Genomic DNA, 18,175 nt, shown 5'->3' with positions numbered 1-18,175 from the left:
CGGCACGCCGACCTGGCGCTCCAGAGGACATGCCATGGCCAATCAGCAATCGCCGCGCCGCTCGCTCTTCACGCGCCTGTCTCAGGCGACGTCGCATTGGGCGGGCAAACCGCAGACATTCTTCGTGGCGCTGTCCGTCATCGTGCTCTGGGCCGCCTCGGGCCCGATCTTCGGGTTCAACGACACCTGGCAGCTGGTGATCAACACCTCGACCACGATCATCACCTTCCTGATGGTCTTCATCATCCAGAACAGCCAGAATCGCGATACGGCTGCGATGCAGATCAAGCTCGATGAGTTGCTGTCGAAGATCGAGGGCGCCCGCGAGGAGCTGATGGATCTGGAAGAACTCGACGAGGACAAGATCGAGGCGATCCGCAAGGAGTTCGAGGCGCGTGCCGGCAAGGCCCGCAGCGGCGTCGATCCCGGCCCGCCACCGACTATGGACGGCAACTCCTGACCCCGGCTATCGTCGCGCGCCTGGCGGGTTCGGCCATGGCGCGGAGAGCCTGGGATGCGCGGCTTGGGACGGCTGGGGATCGTGCTGGCGGCGCTCTGTGCGCTGGGCACACCCACGAAGGCGGCGCCCACCGTGCGCACAGACCTGCAGGATCCCGACACGCTCAGGCGGATCGAGGCCGACGGTTATTCTCTCGGCGCAATCCTCGGCAGTCCAACCGCCGCCACGACGGCCGATCTCGCCGGCAGCAGTCCCGGCTATCGCACGCTCGCCCAGCATGTACGTGACGACGTCACCGCGTTGCGGGCCGAGATGGCCGCCAATGGACGCAAACTCCATGAGGTCACCGACGGCAATGTCGGCCGCATCATCGATCTCGGCTGGCTGAACTCGCCGATCGCACATTTCCGCCTGACGGCGGTCGTCAACCGGCTCGACCGGCGTGACATAGCAGCACTGAGCGGCGAGGCGGGCTGCGGCGAGATGCGCCTGATCTACCGGCTGGCCTACAGTTTCGAGAGCCCGAAGCTGAAACGCCGTCTCGCCTCGCGCCTGCCCTTCACGCTGAACGCGGTCTTCTCCGTGGCGGCAGGCCCTGCGCAGGATTGCGCGGAGGCCGCAGCTCTCTGGCTGCACGCGCAGGACGGCGCCGGTCCGGCCGCTCAGGCCAAAGCGCTCGCCCAGGGCCCGCTCGCCCCCGGCCGGCTCAGGCTGAAGCAGATCGAGATCAATGCTCAGATCATCCGCTTCCCCTCCGGCATGGAGACGCAGTTCGGCGGGCAGGCGGCCTATCTGATGCGCGTCTTTTCGGCCGCGCAGGCGGGCGGCACTGTGACGTTGATACCGAAGTCGCTCGAGAACACGCCCGACGTGGTGCGCCTCAAAAGCGACGAGGCGCTGCGCCGCGACCTCGTCGATTACGTCCACAATCACATCCCGGCGATCGACCAGGGCGTCTATCTCCTGCCCGACCGTTTCCTCGCGACGAAGGCAATCTCCTATTCGACCTTCGGCAGCGCCAGGCTCGCCAACCACCCCTTCACCGAGGCGCTCGCGGCGGATGCGCTGGCCGGTCTCGATCTCGGCGGCACGCGGCTGGTCAGGACAACGCGAGCCGTGATCGAGCGGCTCGACAACGGCACCTGCATTGGCTGCCATCAGGCCAACGCCACGGCCGGCTTCCATATGTTCGGGCTCGACGATGCCTCAACCTCGGCGCTGAACCGGATCAAGACCGGCGTCTCGCCGCATGCCCACGCCGAGAGCTTCCGCCGCGCCGCCTATATCGAGGCGGTCGCCGCCGGCCGCGAGCCCGATCGCTACCGCCCGCTCTCCTTCGCCCCGCCGGCGCAATGGCAGCCAGGACGCGCCTTCTCTTATCGTCCGGCGGCGGCGACCATGCCCTGTTTGACGGACGCTGCGCGCGCGACCTTCGGCGAAGGCTGGACCTGCGGCAGCGGGACCACCTGCAAGGCGATCGTCGCCAACCCGTCCGTCGGGCTGGAGTTGGGACAATGCCTGCGGCTGGAGGAAGCCCGCAACTTTTCCGGCCAGCCCTGCCTGACCGGTCTGATCAGCACGGCCACGGGCAAACCCTATCTCGACCGCTACACGCAGACCGGCCAGTTCGGCGCTTTTGCACCCGGCTTCTCGCAGACCGCCTTCAACTGCCGCCCCGCGAAGATCGGCGTGCCCGGCGGCATGGCCTATCGCCAGTGCAGCGCCGCGGACCGGAGCTTCTCGGGCTTTGCCGGCGGCAAGGTCCCGCCCGAAATCTGCGGGCTCGCCGGCGGCAAGGCCTTCGACGATTGCGTCGCGACCAATGACTTCGATTCCTGCCTCGCCAAGGCCGTAACGCGCGGCAACCGCGGCACCTGCAGCGCGACCAGCTTCTGTCGCGAGGACTATATGTGCCAGGCGATCCCCGACGACGTGCCGGGCGCGGCCAGTGTCGTCAAGGATTACGGCTTCTGCTCGCCGACCTATTTCCTGTTCCAGATGCGCATCGACGGTCACCCCGATCCGCAGGGGAAAAGGCAGTGAACGGTCCCCGTTTGGCCTCGGAACCACCCCGTCATCCTGGGCGCCCGAAGGGCGTCCCGGGATCCATCGTAGAGCGCTGCGCCCTCCGATGGATCCCGGAACTGCGCGGCTGCGCCGCTTGTCCAGGATGACGAAGAGCTTCCCAACCAAGGATCGCCGGAGAGCTACACCACCGCCGTCAGCCCGCCATCGACCATCAGCAGATGGCCGTTGACGTAATCCGACGCCGCCGAGGACAGGAAGATCGCCGCCCCGACCAGTTCCTTGGTCTCGCCCCAGCGTCCGGCCGGTGTGCGGCTGCAGACCCAGGCGGTGAAGGCCTCGTCGGCGATGAGGGCCTTGTTGATCTCGGTGGTGAAATAGCCCGGCCCGATCGCATTGGCCTGGATGTTGTGCTTGCCGAGTTCGGCGGCGAGCCCGCGCGTCATCATCTTCACCGCGCCCTTGGAGGCGGTGTAGGGGATGATGGTGGCGCGACCGAGCTCACTCATCACCGAGCCGATGCTGATCACCTTGCCACGCTTGCGCGGCACCATCCGCTTGGTCACGGCCTGCGTGACGTAGAACACCGAATGCAGGTTCGTCGCCATCACCTGATGCCAGCCTTCGACCGGGAACTCGGTGATCGGCGCGCGCATCTGCATGCCGGCATTGTTGATCAGGATGTCGATCGGCCCGACCTCGCTTTCGATCTTCGCGACGCCCGCCTCGACGGCAGCGTGGTCGGTGACATCGAAGGGCGCGACCGAGACCTTGCGGCCCGCCGCCGACATCGCCTGGGCCGCCCGCTCCAGCTTGGCCCTGTCGCGGCCGTTCAGCACGACATGCGCGCCGGCTTCCGACAGCCCGTCTGCGAGCGCCAGCCCGATGCCCTGGCCTGAGCCGGTGACGAGGGCGATCTTGCCCTCAAGACTGAACAGCGACAAAGACATGGCCGATCCTCGCTTGAGACGATGCGTGCGCGGCAGTTTGGGTTTGCGCCGGAGCCGCTGCTTTCGGTAAGCATCTTTCAAACGATTAGACAATCGAACCAGGACAATGAGGAGGGGCGGCAGCCACCCCTCTCAGGGAGAAGCCGCCATGCGCGCCGTCGTCATCCATGCCGAGAAGGACCTTCGCGTCGACGAGGTCGCCATCGGCGAACCCGGCCCCCAGCAGGTCCGCGTCAAGATCGAGGCCGGCGGCATCTGCGGCTCCGACCTGCACTATTACCTGCATGGCGGCTTCGGGACGATCCGGGTTCGCGAGCCGCTGATCCTCGGCCACGAGATCGCCGGCCGCGTCGAATCGATCGGCGCCGAGGTGACGCGCGTGAAGGTCGGAGACCGCGTCGCGGTCAATCCGAGCCGCGCCTGCGGCCATTGCCGCTACTGCCAGATGGGCCTGCAGCAGCACTGCACCGACATGCTGTTCTATGGCAGCGCGATGCGCTTCCCCCATGTCCAGGGCGGCTTCCGCGAGATGCTGGTCGTCGAGGAGCGGCAGGCGGTGAAGGTCGCCGACCATGTCACGGCGGCAGAAGCCGCCTTCGCCGAGCCGCTGGCGGTCTGCCTGCACGCAGCCAAGCGCGCCGGCCCGCTGCTCGGCAAGCGCGTGCTCGTCACCGGCTCGGGCCCGATCGGCATCCTCGCCATTGTCGCCGCCAAGGCGGCCGGAGCCGCCGAGATCGTCGCGACCGACGTCGTCGATGGACCCTTGCCGACCGCGCTGAAGATGGGCGCCACGCGCGCGATCAACGTCATGGCCGAGCCCGACCGGTTGAAGGCGGAGTACGGCGCCGAGAAAGGCGCCTTCGACGTGATGTTCGAGGCCTCGGGCAACCAGCACGCATTGACCGGCGCCTTCGACGTGCTGCGCTCGGGCGGGACGATCGTGCAGATCGGCGTCGGCGGCAATTTCACCCTCCCGATGAACGTCGTCGTCGCCAAGGAGTTCGACCTGCGCGGCTCGTTCCGTTTCCATGAGGAGTTCGACTGGGCGGTGGCGATGATCGGCTCGAAGACGATCGACCTCTCGCCACTGTTGACCGCCACGATCCCCGTTGAGCGCGCAATCGAGGCCTTCGACCTCGCTGCCGACAAGTCGCGCGCGATGAAGGTGCAGCTCGCCTTCGGGTGAAGCTAACCCCGCCGTCATTCCGGGGCTTCGCGCAGCGAAGAGCCCGGAATGGCAAGGCGGAGGCCTCTTCTCCCCCGCCGTCTACGATCCGTCACAAATCGTGAGAAGGCAGAAACCAATTCCCCGCTATAAATCGCGCCGGAACGGGCTCACCGCCCGATTTGGACAAGCAGAATGACACGCAAATATTTCGGGACCGACGGCATCCGTGGCCGCGCCAATGGCGTGATCACGCCGGATCTTGCCCTCAAGGTCGGCCAGGCGACGGGCCTCGCCTTCCATCGCGGCGACCACCGCCACCGCGTCGTGATCGGCAAGGACACCCGGCTCTCGGGCTACATGATCGAATACGCAATGGTGGCAGGCTTCACCTCCGTCGGCATGGATGTGATGCTGCTCGGCCCGATGCCGACGCCGGCCGTGGCCATGCTGACGCGCTCGATGCGTGCCGATCTCGGCGTGATGATCTCCGCCTCGCACAATCCTTACGAGGACAACGGGATCAAGCTGTTCGGTCCCGACGGCTACAAGCTCAGCGACGAGGTCGAGAGCGAGATCTCCAAGCTGATCGATTCCGACCTCTCGCCGCGCCTCTCGACCTCGCCGACGCTCGGCCGCGCCAAGCGCATCGAGAGCGCCCATGCGCGCTATATCGAGTTCGCCAAACGGACCCTGCCCCGCAATATGAGCCTGGAAGGCCTGCGCATCGTCATCGATTGCGCCAATGGCGCCGGCTACAAGGTCGCCCCCGAGGCGCTCTGGGAACTCGGCGCAGAGGTCATTTCCATCGGCGTCGAGCCTGATGGATTCAACATCAACAAGGATGTCGGCTCGACCGCACCCGACGCGCTGATCGCCAAGGTGAGGGAGCTGCGCGCCGATATCGGCATCGCGCTCGACGGCGACGCCGACCGCGTCCTGATCGTCGACGAATTGGGCCAGGTCGTCGATGGCGACCAGCTCATGGCGGTGATCGCCCGCAGCTGGCAGGAGGACGGGCGCCTGTCGCAACCCGGAATCGTCGCGACGGTGATGTCCAATCTGGGTCTGGAACGCTATCTTTCGGGGCTGGGCCTCAGCCTCGCCCGCACCGCCGTCGGCGACCGCTATGTGCTCGAGCACATGCGCAGCCACGGCTTCAATCTCGGTGGCGAGCAGTCCGGCCACATCATCCTCTCCGATTTCGGCACGACAGGAGACGGTCTCGTCGCGGCGCTGCAGCTGATGGCCGCGGTCAAGCGCCAGGACCGCCCGGTCTCCGAGGTCTGCCACGCCTTCGAGCCGCTGCCGCAGATCCTCAAGAACGTCCGCTACAAGCAGGGCCAGCCCCTCAAGGAAAAGCCGGTCGTGACCGCCATCGAGGCGGCGCGGCAGATGCTGGGCGAGAGCGGCCGCCTCGTCATCCGACCTTCAGGCACCGAGCCGGTGATCCGCGTCATGGCCGAAGGCGACGATCGCGACCTGGTCATGCGCGCCGTCGACGACATCGTAGACGCCGTAACGAAGGCGGCGGCCTGATACGCCCTGCCCCACGCGGATCTTAAAAAGCGCGGGTCATCCCGGACAAGCCGCGTCAGCGGCGCCGATCCGGAATCCATGCCTGAGGCCTTGTCAGAAAAGCTCCGGAATGGCTCCCGGACCTCCGCGGAGTTTATCCTTGGGCCGATCAAAGATCGGACCCGAGGGCCGCGCCCAGGACGATGGCATCTTTTACGAGACGCGATAGCGTCCGAGCACGCAAGCCCCTGCGGCATCCCCGTCCGCCCTAGCGTCTCAGCAGGTATTCGGGGCCCTTTCAGACTTTCTTGAGGTTAATTCCTAAGGTTAAGCCTCGTTTAAGAAATTGCGAGCATGGTTGTCCTGTCGGTAACACGCGCGGGCTGCGTTCTCTGCGCCGCGCAAACTCGAGGGACACTGCCATGGGCAGCCTGAAAACTTTTGCGCTGGCAGGCGCCTTGGCGCTCGGGGCGTCCGCCGCCACCGCCGCCGATCTCGCTTATCCGCCGCCGCCACCCGAGGCGCCGGCACTGCGGGGCACGATCAGCAGCGGCGTCTATCTGCGCGGCGACATCGGCGTCGGCTCGCAGAGCATCGGAAAATATCATCAGGACGATGTCGCGCAGTTCGGCGGACATTTCTTCGGCAAAAGCGACAACGCCGCCTTTTTCGGCGGGCTCGGCGTCGGCTACCGCTTCAACAACTGGCTGCGCTTCGACGTGACCGGCGAGTTTCGCGGATCGAGCTCGATCGGGGTAAACGACATCGTCTTCAACCCGTTCAACAACGGCAACCAGACCAACACCTACAAGGGCAACCTGACCTCACTGGTCACGCTGTTCAACGGATATTTCGACCTCGGCACCTGGAATTGCCTGACGCCTTATATCGGCGCCGGTATCGGCTTTACGCAGAACCGCATCAGCGGACTGACCGATCAGGGCGCGCTGCTGGGTAACTTCTCCGGTGCGACGCTGGGCTACGCCAACAGCGGCACAAAGACCGATCTCGCCTGGGCGCTCATGGCCGGCGTCGGCTACGAGGTGAACAAGAACCTCACGCTCGAACTCGGCTATCGCTACCTCAACCTCGGCGATGCTCAGTCCGGTCGCCTGATCAATGCCTTTACCGGGCAGGTCCAGGCCCCGCTGAAGGCCAAGGACATCGAGAGCCACGACATCAAGATCGGCATGCGCTGGAACTTCGGCGATCCGGATTGCTGCGGCCCGGTCGAGCGCCCGATCTACGCGCCTCAGCCGACCGTCCGCAAATACTGAAACGACGGCAGACAATCCCGACGGCGCGGACCCCGGTCCGCGTCGTTTTTCGTTTCCGCTGATCGGCAACGCACTCAGCGCAGCAGCGACCGGCCCGTCATCTCGACCGGCTGGGCGATGCCCAGCAGCGCCAGCAACGTCGGCGCGACATCGGCGAGACGGCCATCCGCAAGCCCGGCCGCGGCGCTGCCGACGACCATGACCGGCACCGGATTGGTGGTATGGGCCGTGTGCGGCGCGCCCGTCACCGGATCGACCATCAACTCGCAATTGCCATGATCGGCGGTGACCAGCATCGCCCCGCCTGCCCGCGCGATCGCGTCAGCGATCCGTCCGAGCCCGGCATCGACCGTCTCGACCGCCGTGATCGCGGCCGCCAGGATGCCGGTATGCCCGACCATGTCCGGGTTGGCGAAGTTCAGCACGACGAGGTCGTAGCGGCCTGACTCGATCGCCTCGACGGCGCGGTCGGTCAGTTCCGGCGCCGACATCTCCGGCTGCAGGTCATAGGTCGCGACCTTCGGCGACGGCACCATGATGCGGTCCTCGCGCGGATAGGGCGTCTCCTCGCCGCCATTGAAGAAATAGGTGACGTGCGGATATTTCTCCGTCTCCGCCATATGGACCTGCGCCAGGCCGGCCTTCGCCACCGTCTCGCCAAGCCCGTTCGCCAGCGTCTGCGACGCAAACAGCGCCGGCATCATGGTATCGAGTTCGGCGCTGTAGGAGGTCATGCTGACGGCCTTCGCCAGCAGCGGCCGGCGCGATCGCGCGAAACCGGCGAAATCGGCAAACAGCACCGCATCGAGGATTTCGCGGATGCGGTCGGAGCGGAAGTTGAAGCTCATCAGCCCGTCGCCATCGCGCATGCCGCCATATCCACCGATTACGGCAGGCTTGATGAACTCGTCATTGACGGCTCCGGCATAGGCGCTCGCGATCGCGGCAGGCGCGTCGGCGAAGGCGTGGCCCTCGCCCAGCACCATCGCACGCCAGGCCTGCTCGACGCGCTCCCAGCGGTTGTCACGGTCCATCGCGAAATAGCGGCCGCACACCGTCGCGATCACCGCCTGCGGCGGCAGCGCGGCGATGAAGTCGGCGATGAAGCCGGCCGCCGATTGCGGCGGCGTATCGCGCCCGTCGGTGAAGATATGGACGCGCACCGGGATGCCCTGCTCGATCAGGATACGGGCCAGCGCAACCGCGTGGTCCTGATGCGCATGCACGCCGCCGGGCGAGACCAGCCCGAGCAGATGGCAGGCGCCGCCGCTCGCCTTGAGCGCGGCGATGAGCCCGGAGGCGTCGAGCGCTCCGGCGATCGAGCCGTCCTCGATCGCCTGGTTGATGCGCGGCAGGTCCTGCATCACCACGCGTCCGGCGCCGAGATTCAGGTGGCCGACCTCGGAATTGCCCATCTGGCCCGGCGGCAGGCCGACATCGAGCCCAGAGGTCTTCAGGAAGGCGCGCGGCGAACTGGCCCAGAGCCGGTCGAAATTCGGGGTATGCGCCAGACGAACCGCGTTGTTCTCAGTTTCCTCGCGCCAGCCCCAGCCATCGAGGATCATCAGCATGACGGGGCGAAGCGACATCGAGCGACCTGTGAGCATTCGTGAAAACTGTTGTGCGAGTATCATGCCGCCGAGCGGGAATGCGAGTGCTAAGAAAACAGGCGAGACCCCTTGGGAGAGCAGGCATGGCGATCAAGGCTCTGGTTTTCGATGCCTATGGCACGCTCTTCGATGTGCAGTCGGTCGCCGGCGTCATCGCTGCCGCCTTCCCCGGCCATGGCGAGGTCATCACCCAGATCTGGCGTTTGAAGCAGCTCGAATACACCTGGCTTCGCGCCGTGATGGGTCGCTACGAGGATTTCTGGACCATCACGCAGGACTCGCTTGCCTATACGCTGGAGACGCTGGGCCTGACCGCGACGCCGGAACTCGTCGCGACGATCGCCGAGGCCTATGACGCGCTGGCGCTCTATCCGGAGGCGCGGCAAGCGCTCGAGCAACTGGCGCCCTTGCGGCTTGCGATCTTCTCCAACGGCAGCCCGGCCATGCTGGAGCGGCTCGTCGCCCAGGCCGGCATCGCGGAGCTTTTGGAGACCGTGATCAGCGTCGACGAGATCGGCGTCTACAAGCCCGACCCGCGCGGCTACCGCCATGTCGAGACGCGGCTGGGACTGGAGCGCGATGAGATCCTCTTCGTCTCCTCCAACGGCTTCGACATCGCCGGCGCCAAGGCCCATGGCTTCCGCGTCGCCCGAATCGCGCGCATTCCCCAGGGGACCCTGCAAAGCGAGCTCGACGGCGCCGGCACGATCGGGCCCGGCCTGATGTTCAAGGCCCTGCGGATGCGGCCCGAACAGCTGGGCTTCGATGCAGATTTGACCATTGCCGCCCTGACCGATCTCGTCTCCTATGCCGCCGCTCACGGCGACTGAGCTTCAGGATGAGCCGTCTTGCGGTGAGCCAGCCGTCCAAGGAGCCCGCAGATGATCAAGTTCTACTACCACCCCTCGCCCAACCCGGCGAAGATCGCCCTCTTCCTCGAAGAGACCGGGCTGCCCTACGAGATGGTGCCGGTCGACACCCGCAAGGGCGAGCAGTTCAAGCCGGACTTCCTGGCGATCAACCCCAACGCCAAGACGCCTGCCCTGACCGACGGCGACGCCACGATCTTCGACAGCAACGCGATCCTGCTCTACCTCGCCGAGAAGACCGGCCAGTTCCTTCCCGAGAACACGCCGAAGGCGCGCGGCGAGATGCTCTCCTGGCTGATGTTCGTCGCCACCGGCATCGGTCCCTATTGTGGCCAGGCCGTCCATTTCTCCCGCTTCGCCCCGGAAAAGCTCCCCTATGCGATCAACCGCTATGCCCGCGAGGCCGAGCGTCACTGGGGGATCATCGATGCGCAGCTTGGCAAGCACCGCTACATGCTCGGTGACGCCTACACTCTGATCGACATGTCGGTCTGGGGCTGGGCGACGCGGCTGTCCTTCGCCGTCGGCGAGGACTGGGCCGCGAAATTCCCGAATGTGAAGCGCCATCTCGACGAGATCTCGACCCGCCCGGCAGCCCAGCGCGCCGTCGCGCTGAAGGACGCCTTCGCCTTCAAGACCGATTTCGACGACGAGGCGCGCAAGTTCCTGTTCCCGCAGAACGCTCATCTCGCTGTATAGCGCCCCCCGGCGGGAGCAGAGGCGCTGGTGTCAGCCCTGCTCCCCGTTCTCGCCATCGCCGTCCTTGAGGGCGTCGAGCGGTGCATCGAGGGTGAAGACGAGGCCGGTCGGCAGATAGGCGCTCTCCGCCCTACCCCCTTGCGACGGGAAGGTCCGTTCGATCAGGCGCGAGCCGAAGCCGCGCCGGGACGGCGGGGCGACAGGCGGCCCGCCGCTCTCCTGCCAGCGCAGGCGGAAATGCGACACGCCCTCGATCTCGTCGATGCGCCATGACAGGGTGACCCTGCCCGTCTGGTTCGACAGCGCGCCATATTTGACGGCATTGGTCGCGAGTTCATGCAGCACGAGGGTCAGCGCCAGCGCGGGCCTCGGGCCGACCACGATATCGGGACCGCCGATCGTGAAGCGCTGCGAATCGCCCTGGATACCGACGACGCTCTCGGCGATGCCCGCCATCGGGGCATTGGCCTTCTGGCCGGCGACGAGCAGGTCATGGGCCCGCGACAGCGCCGCTAGCCGCGCGCTGAACGTCTCGTTGGCGGCCTCCAGGGAGGTGGCGCCGCGCAGGGTCTGCGAGGCGATGGCCTGGATCATCGCCAGCGTGTTCTTCACGCGATGCGCCAGTTCCTGCATCAGCAGCCGCTGCTGCGCCTCGGCCTCCTTGCGCTCGGTGATGTCGAGATGCGCTCCGATCAGCCGGGTCGCCCGCCCACTCTCGTCACGTTCGATCTGCGCCAGCGCCGAGATCCAGCGCACCGCCCCGTCCGACGGACGCACGATCCTGTACTCGATCTGGTAATCCCGCGCCGTCCCCGAAACCGTCTCGAGGAAATGGCTTTCGACCATGGACCGCTCCTGCGGATGGATGCGGCGGACCCAATCCTCATGGCTCTCATGCTCGGCTTCGGGCGGCAGCCCGTGGATCAGCAGATATTCCGGCGAGCGCCTGTTGCGGAAGCCGTCGCGGAGATCGACCTCCAGCCCACCGACCTTGCCGATCTTCTGGACCTGCGCCAGTTCCCGCTCGCGGCGGCGCAGCGCCTGCTCGGCCGCGTCGCGCTCGCGCTGGGCGCCGACCAGCGTCGTCGTCTCGATGACGACGGCCAGCACGCCGAGCACGGCCCCGCTGTCGTCGAAGATCGGGCTGTAATCGACATTCAGCCAGACATCCTCCGCCACGCCGTTGCGGTGCAGAACCAGCGGCAGGTCTCGATAGGACCGTGATTCGCCGCCGAAGACGACCTGCATCACCTCGCGATGCAGGTCGACCACCTCCGGCCAGGCATCGAACACGCTGCGGCCGAGAATGGCGGGGTGCTTGGCGCCGGCGATGACGCCATACGCATCGTTGTAGAGCAGAATGCCCGACGGTCCCCAGAACAGCACCATCGGAGTCGGTGAAGCGAGCGCGACCTGCAACGCCGATTTCAGGCGCTCCGGCCATTGCGGGGGCGGGCCGAGCCCGGTCTCTCCCCCGGCCCATGCGCGCAACTTGGCCCCGACTTCGCCGCCGCCGACCGGCCACGATCGCTCAGCCATGCCGTTTTTCCCCGAGCCGACCGACATGCGCTTGGTGTTTCCGAGTCCAGTCCATTGCGACGCCAGCATGCTGATGCCAGCCTCTGCAGCGCCCGGCAAGCCCGTGCCGACGTGCCCGCAGCACTAGCAGGCCGCGCCGCCTCCAGGCACATCAAAAGACATGGCGATCTTTGCAAAGCTTCGCGCTCCCGTCACAACGCTTGCGTGCCGCAAAAGCAGTGGCAGCACGCGCGGTTTCGCGGCAGTGTCGCGAAAACGATTCCGTGCGGATGACAGCCGCCGGACGAGGCTCAGCAGAGGGGCATGGATGCCGACCGATATCGAGATTGCGCGCGCGGCGACACTTCAGCCAATCGCGGACATTGCGGCCAAGGCCGGCATTCCCGCAGCAGCCCTCAATCCCTATGGCAAGTTCATCGCCAAGGTCGATACGCATGAGATCCCGGATTTCGCTGGGCGGCCCGACGGCAAGCTGATCCTCGTCACCGCGATCAATCCGACGCCCGCCGGCGAAGGCAAGACGACGACGACGGTGGGTCTCGGCGACGGCCTCTCGCGCATCGGCAAGAACTGCATGATCGCCCTGCGTGAACCGTCCCTCGGTCCGTGCTTCGGCGTGAAAGGCGGCGCCGCCGGCGGCGGCTATGCCCAGATCGTGCCGATGGAGCAGATCAACCTGCATTTCACCGGCGATTTTCACGCCATCACCAGCGCGCACAACCTGCTCGCCGCGCTCATCGACAACCATGTCTACTGGGGCAACGGCCTCGGCCTCGACACCCGCCACATCGCCTGGCGGCGCGTCATGGACATGAACGACCGCGCCTTGCGCTCGACCGTCTCCTCGCTCGGCGGCGCCAGCAACGGCTTCCCGCGCGAGGACGGCTTCGACATCACCGTCGCCTCGGAGGTGATGGCGATCTTCTGCCTGGCGACCGACCTCGACGATCTCGAGGCCCGGCTCGGCAAGATCGTCGTCGGCCGCACCCGCGACAAGCGCCCCGTGACGGCCGCCGATCTCAAGGCGACGGGCGCGATGAGCGTGCTGCTCAAGGACGCGGTGATGCCCAATCTGGTGCAGACGCTGGAGGGCACGCCTGCCTTCGTCCATGGCGGCCCCTTCGCCAACATCGCTCATGGCTGCAACTCTGTGGTCGCGACGCGCACCGCGCTGAAGCTCGCCGACTATGTGGTGACCGAGGCAGGTTTCGGCGCCGATCTCGGGGCCGAGAAGTTCTTCGACATCAAGTGCCGCAAGGCCGGGCTGAAGCCCGCCGCCGCTGTGATCGTCGCCACCGTCCGCGCGCTGAAGATGCATGGCGGCGCCTCGAAGGAGGTGCTGGGCCAGGAGGATCTCGCCGCGCTCGAAGCCGGCCTGGCCAATCTCGCCCGCCATGTCGGCAATATCAGAAAGTTCGGCGTGCCGCCGATCGTCGCGATCAACCACTTCACCAGCGACACCCCGGCCGAGCATGCGCTGATCGCGAATTACTGCCGCAACCATCTCGGCGTCGAGGCGGTGATCTGCCGGCACTGGGCCGATGGCAGTGTCGGCACGGAGGAACTGGCTCAGAAGGTCGTCGCGCTAGCCGAAGGCGGCGAAGCGGATTTTGCGCCGCTTTATCCAGACGCCATGCCGCTCTGGTCCAAGCTCGAGACGATCGCCCGCCAGATCTATGGCGCCGATGGCATCGCCGGCGATGCCAAGGTACGCGCCCGCTTCGCCGAGCTCGAGGCGGCCGGCTATGGCCATCTGCCGGTCTGCGTGGCCAAGACGCAGTACTCCTTCTCCGCCGACCCGACCTTGCGCGGCGCGCCGAGCGGACACATCGTGTCCGTCCGCGAGGTCCGGCTCTCGGCCGGCGCCGGCTTCGTCGTCGCGATCTGCGGAGACATCATGACGATGCCCGGCCTGCCGCGCGCACCCGCTGCCGAGCGCATCCATATCGATGCGCAGGGGCGGATCGAGGGCCTGTTCTGAGCGAAAACCCGCGCCGACTCCGCTGCATATTGGCGGATTTTTAAGTCCTCCCCGACAGGGTTCTCCACCGGGAGGCTCGACCGGTTTTGCAGCGGCCTCAAGGAGATGTCGCGACGATGGGATCGGCCACCGCAGCCGCGCTGCTGCCCCGGGGCCTCAGGGCCAGGGTGCTGGGCTGGACGCTGGCGATCCTGATCGCGATCGCCTTGCCGGCGGCAGGCGCCTTCATCTGGCTCGTCGACACCACGGTCGTGAAGCTCGGCACGCTCTTCGCCGAGAAGCAGATCCTGTTCGACCGCTATCGCGGGCTGGATTCGCTGATGCGCGAGGTTTCGCTCGCCGAGACCGTGGCGCGTTCGCCGGCCATCCTCGAATGGGCGCAGGACGAGACCGACCCCGCCAAGGCGCAACGCGGCCTGGCCGAGCTCGAGCACTACCGGCTCTCCTTCAAGGACCGCAGCTATTTCGCCGTGCTCGACGGCACGGGAAATTACTATTTCAACGACAAGGACAACACCTACGAGCACGATCGCAAGCGCTACGTCCTCTCGCGCGATAACCCCCGGGACGGCTGGTACTACAAGACGGTGACGCTCGGTTCGGGTTGCCATCTCAATGTCGACAATGACGACAACCTCAAGGTCACCAAGGTCTGGATCAACTGCATCATCCGCCGGGGCGAACGGGTTCTGGGCGTCATCGGCACGGGCGTCGATCTCACCCAGTTCATCCGCGAGGTCGTCGATATCCCGCAGACCGGGGTGCAGAGCATGTTCGTCGACCGCAACGGCGCCGTGCAGGCGCATCGCGACCCGAAGCTGGTCGATTTCCACAGCCTGACCAAGGACATGAAGGCGAAGACCACAATCTTCACGCTGCTCGACCGCGAGCGCGACCGCAGCGCGCTGGCTGCGATGATGGAACAGGTCGCGGCCGGCGGTGCGCTGGTCCGCTCGCGCTTCATGCAGATCGATGGCCGTCAGGCGCTCGTGGGCGTCGGTTATCTCGACCGGCTAGGCTGGTTCAACATCACCATCATGGATGTCGACGAGATCATCGACCGGCGCCTGTTCGTGCCGATCGCCCTGCTGCTGGCGGTGATGCTGCTGGCCGCGGCGGCGCTGATGACGCTGCTGTTCAAGCGCAGCGTGCTCGACCGGCTGGCGCGCGTCGAGGGCGCGGTGCAGCAGGTCCAGGCCGGCCGCTTCGACGATGTCGCGACCGATCGCGGCGACGACGAGATCGGCCGGCTCTCGCAGGCCTTCAGCGAGATGGCCAGGACGGTCGGCGACAACACCGACAGGCTCGAACAGATGGTCCGCGAACGCACGCAGACCCTGGACCGCCTCGCACATCTCGACCCGCTGACCGGCATCTCCAACCGGCGCGGCTTCGAGCGCGCCTTCGAGACCGAGCAGAACCGGGCGCGGCGCAGTGCCAGGCAGGCCGGCCTGCTGCTGGTCGACATCGACGACTTCAAGCCGGTGAACGACGCCCATGGCCATCATGCCGGCGACGCCGTCATCGTCGAGATCGTGGCGCGCCTGACCGGGCTCCTGCGCAATTACGACATCTGCGCACGCTGGGGCGGCGACGAGTTCATCGTGCTGCTCGGCGATGCCGGCCCGGCCTCGCTGTCATCGGTCGCAGCCAAGATCATCGAGGCCGTGCGGGCCGCACCGGTCAGCCTCGCCAATGGCCTGTCGCTGCCGGTCACGGTCAGCATCGGCGCCTGCCTGGTGGCGGAGGGCGCGACGCTCGCCGACGCCGCCAGCCATGCCGACATGGCGCTCTACGCCGCCAAGCAGGGCGGCCGCAATACCTTCGTCATCGACGGTGTTGCTGCGCATCAGGGCGAGCCGAGCGCCACCCGCTGACGCTAGAGCGTGCTGATTTCCCGGGGAAACACTCCGTCACCCCAGACAAGCCGCGAAGCGGCGCAGAATCTGGGATCCATCATAAGGCTCCGCATTGCCCTATGATGGATCCCGGCGCTCCGCTGCGCTTCGGCCGGGATGACGGCGTTCGGCGTGCAAACACGTCGCGCTCATTGAATGCCAACCCCCAACGAAAAAGGGCGCCCTTGCGAGGCGCCCTTTCCGAACCAGTCCGGCCGATCGCGACCGCCTCAGACCTGCGGCTGCGGCTCCAGCCCAGCATCGGGCTCGCCGCGCTTGCGGCCCTTGCCGGCGCTCGGCACGGCCGAGCCGCGGGGTGCGGAGGGCGTATCGTCGAGATCGCGCGTCGGGCGCTTGCCGGCGATCAGGTCGCGGATTTCCTCGCCGGTCAGCGTCTCGAACTCGAGCAGCGCCTCCGCCACCGCCACGAACTGCTCGTGATTGTCGGTGAGTATCTTCTTGGCGTCCTGGTAGCCGGTGTCGACCAGCTTCTTGACCTCGGCATCGATCTTCTGCGCCGTGGACTCGGAGATGTTCTGGCTGCGGCCCATCGACATGCCCAGGAAGACTTCTTCCTGGTTGTCGCCATAGGCGACCATGCCGAGCTCGTCGGAGTAACCCATCTGGGTGACCATGGCCTTGGCCATCTTGGTCGCCTGCTGGATGTCGCCGGTCGCGCCCGAGGTGACATTCTCGCGGCCGAAGGTCATCTCCTCCGCCACGCGTCCGCCCATGGCGACCGCGAGCTGCGAGGTGAACTCCTTGTACTTCATCGAGTAGCGGTCACCCTCGGGCAGGAACTTGACCATGCCGAGCGCGCGGCCGCGCGGAATGATCGTCGCCTTGTGGACCGGGATACCCGCCGGGACATACAGGCCGACGATGGCATGGCCGGCCTCGTGATAGGCGGTCAGCTTCTTTTCTTCCTCGGACATCGCCATGGACTTGCGCTCGGCGCCCATCATGACCTTGTCCTTGGCGTCCTCGAACTCGGCATGGGTGACCATGCGCTTGCCGCGGCGGGCAGCAAGCAGCGCCGCCTCGTTGACGAGGTTCATCAGGTCCGCACCGGAGAAGCCGGGCGTGCCACGGGCGAGGATACGCAGGTCGACATCCGGCGCCAGCGGCACCTTGCGGACATGGACCTTGAGGATCTTCTCGCGGCCGGCGACGTCGGGGTTCGGCACCACGATCTGGCGGTCGAAGCGGCCCGGACGCAGCAGAGCGGGGTCGAGCACGTCGGGCCGGTTGGTGGCCGCGATGATGATCACGCCCTCATTCGGTTCGAAGCCGTCCATCTCGACGAGGAGCTGGTTCAGCGTCTGCTCGCGCTCGTCATTGCCGCCACCGAGACCGGCGCCACGATGACGACCGACCGCGTCGATTTCGTCGATGAAGATGATGCAGGGCGAGTTCTTCTTGGCCTGCTCGAACATGTCGCGCACGCGGCTGGCGCCGACGCCGACGAACATCTCGACGAAGTCCGAACCCGAGATGGTGAAGAACGGCACATTGGCCTCGCCCGCGACGGCACGCGCCGTCAGGGTTTTGCCGGTGCCGGGAGGGCCGACCAGCAGCACGCCGCGCGGGATGCGTCCGCCCAGCCGCTGGAACTTCTGCGGGTCGCGCAGGAACTCGACGATCTCGGTCAGGTCTTCCTTGGCCTCGTCGATGCCGGCGACATCCTCGAAGGTGACGCGGCCGTGCGCCTCGGTCAGGAGCTTGGCCTTGGACTTGCCGAAGCCCATGGCGCGGCCGGCGCCGTTCTGCATCTGGCGGGACATGAAGATCCACAGGCCGATGAAGATGACGAAGGGCAGCGAATTGACCAGCAGCGCCACGAACCAGGGCGTGCCCTCGGCGGGAGCGCGGGCCGAGACCTGCACGCCCTTCTGGGCCAGGGTCTTCAGCAATGCCGGATCGCCATAAGGCGCGTAGGTGACGAAGCTGCGGCCGTCCGAGAAGGTGCCGGAAATTTCCTGCCCCGCCACGACGACGTTCGAGATGCGCCCGGCATCCGACTCGTTGATAAGCTGGCTGTAGGGAATCTCATTCGTGCTGGCGCGCTGGCTCGGGCTTTGGAACAGCGTGACGAGCGCCAGAACCAGCAGGAAGATCACCACCCAGAGGGCGAAATTGCGAAAGTTCGGATTCATCACCAGTCCGATCGGGCCTGCCGGACCA

Annotated in this window: 13 protein-coding genes; 9 read left to right on the top strand and 4 right to left on the bottom strand. The window is 66.5% G+C overall.

Annotated elements, in window-relative coordinates; translation table 11 throughout:
- Positions 1–34: 34 nt before the first annotated feature.
- Complete coding sequence (locus AC1DYU_RS05845; RefSeq protein ID WP_476790809.1) at positions 35–460, top strand: low affinity iron permease family protein; 426 nt, start codon at positions 35–37, stop codon at positions 458–460.
- A 54-nt stretch (positions 461–514) separates the two neighbouring features.
- Positions 515–2,503 (top strand): hypothetical protein, encoded by a 1,989-nt coding sequence (locus AC1DYU_RS05840; RefSeq protein ID WP_476790808.1) that lies wholly within the window; start codon positions 515–517, stop codon positions 2,501–2,503.
- A 164-nt stretch (positions 2,504–2,667) separates the two neighbouring features.
- Here AC1DYU_RS05840 and AC1DYU_RS05835 read toward each other — a convergent pair whose 3' ends face one another.
- A complete protein-coding gene (locus AC1DYU_RS05835) occupies positions 2,668–3,435 on the bottom strand; it encodes an SDR family NAD(P)-dependent oxidoreductase (protein ID WP_476790807.1) in 768 nt (255 codons plus the stop codon).
- A gap of 148 nt (positions 3,436–3,583) precedes the next feature.
- On the opposite strand from AC1DYU_RS05835, the gene AC1DYU_RS05830 reads away from it, so the two are divergent.
- The 3 genes from AC1DYU_RS05830 to AC1DYU_RS05820 all read left to right on the top strand — a co-directional run bounded on the left by AC1DYU_RS05830 (position 3,584) and on the right by AC1DYU_RS05820 (position 7,395).
- Positions 3,584–4,621, top strand: a complete 1,038-nt coding sequence (locus AC1DYU_RS05830) for an L-idonate 5-dehydrogenase (protein WP_158484272.1) — start codon at positions 3,584–3,586, stop codon at positions 4,619–4,621.
- Between the two features lie 174 nt (positions 4,622–4,795).
- Complete coding sequence (gene glmM, locus AC1DYU_RS05825; protein WP_158484273.1) at positions 4,796–6,139, top strand: phosphoglucosamine mutase; 1,344 nt, start codon at positions 4,796–4,798, stop codon at positions 6,137–6,139.
- 401 nt (positions 6,140–6,540) lie between these two features.
- A complete protein-coding gene (locus tag AC1DYU_RS05820; RefSeq protein ID WP_476790806.1) occupies positions 6,541–7,395 on the top strand; it encodes an outer membrane protein in 855 nt (284 codons plus the stop codon).
- A 74-nt stretch (positions 7,396–7,469) separates the two neighbouring features.
- Here AC1DYU_RS05820 and gpmI read toward each other — a convergent pair whose 3' ends face one another.
- The gene (gpmI, locus tag AC1DYU_RS05815) at positions 7,470–8,984 is read right to left on the bottom strand and encodes a 2,3-bisphosphoglycerate-independent phosphoglycerate mutase (protein WP_476790805.1); all 1,515 of its coding nucleotides are present in this window, start codon (positions 8,982–8,984) and stop codon (positions 7,470–7,472) included.
- A 104-nt stretch (positions 8,985–9,088) separates the two neighbouring features.
- Between gpmI and AC1DYU_RS05810 the strand changes: the two genes are divergently transcribed.
- A complete protein-coding gene (locus AC1DYU_RS05810) occupies positions 9,089–9,835 on the top strand; it encodes a haloacid dehalogenase type II (protein WP_476790804.1) in 747 nt (248 codons plus the stop codon).
- Positions 9,836–9,886: 51 nt separating this feature from the next.
- Positions 9,887–10,573 (top strand): glutathione S-transferase family protein, encoded by a 687-nt coding sequence (locus AC1DYU_RS05805; RefSeq protein WP_476790803.1) that lies wholly within the window; start codon positions 9,887–9,889, stop codon positions 10,571–10,573.
- Between the two features lie 30 nt (positions 10,574–10,603).
- On the opposite strand, the gene AC1DYU_RS05800 is transcribed toward AC1DYU_RS05805, so the two are convergent.
- On the bottom strand, positions 10,604–12,112 hold the full coding sequence (locus AC1DYU_RS05800) for a sensor histidine kinase (RefSeq protein WP_476790802.1): 1,509 nt from the start codon (positions 12,110–12,112) through the stop codon (positions 10,604–10,606).
- Positions 12,113–12,419: 307 nt separating this feature from the next.
- Here AC1DYU_RS05800 and AC1DYU_RS05795 point away from each other — a divergent pair, with 307 nt between their 5' ends.
- The gene (locus AC1DYU_RS05795; RefSeq protein WP_158484279.1) at positions 12,420–14,093 is read left to right on the top strand and encodes a formate--tetrahydrofolate ligase; all 1,674 of its coding nucleotides are present in this window, start codon (positions 12,420–12,422) and stop codon (positions 14,091–14,093) included.
- A 116-nt stretch (positions 14,094–14,209) separates the two neighbouring features.
- Positions 14,210–15,970 carry a sensor domain-containing diguanylate cyclase gene (locus AC1DYU_RS05790; protein WP_476790801.1) on the top strand — a complete coding sequence of 587 codons (1,761 nt, stop codon included), beginning with the start codon at positions 14,210–14,212 and terminating at the stop codon, positions 15,968–15,970.
- Positions 15,971–16,221: 251 nt separating this feature from the next.
- On the opposite strand, the gene ftsH is transcribed toward AC1DYU_RS05790, so the two are convergent.
- Complete coding sequence (gene ftsH, locus AC1DYU_RS05785; protein ID WP_158484281.1) at positions 16,222–18,147, bottom strand: ATP-dependent zinc metalloprotease FtsH; 1,926 nt, start codon at positions 18,145–18,147, stop codon at positions 16,222–16,224.
- Positions 18,148–18,175 lie beyond the last annotated feature (28 nt).

The organism is Allobosea sp. P2_B12, from assembly GCF_056404835.1.
The sequence above is the reverse complement of the archived record's forward strand: the minus strand, read 5'-3'. Positions and strand labels throughout refer to the sequence as shown.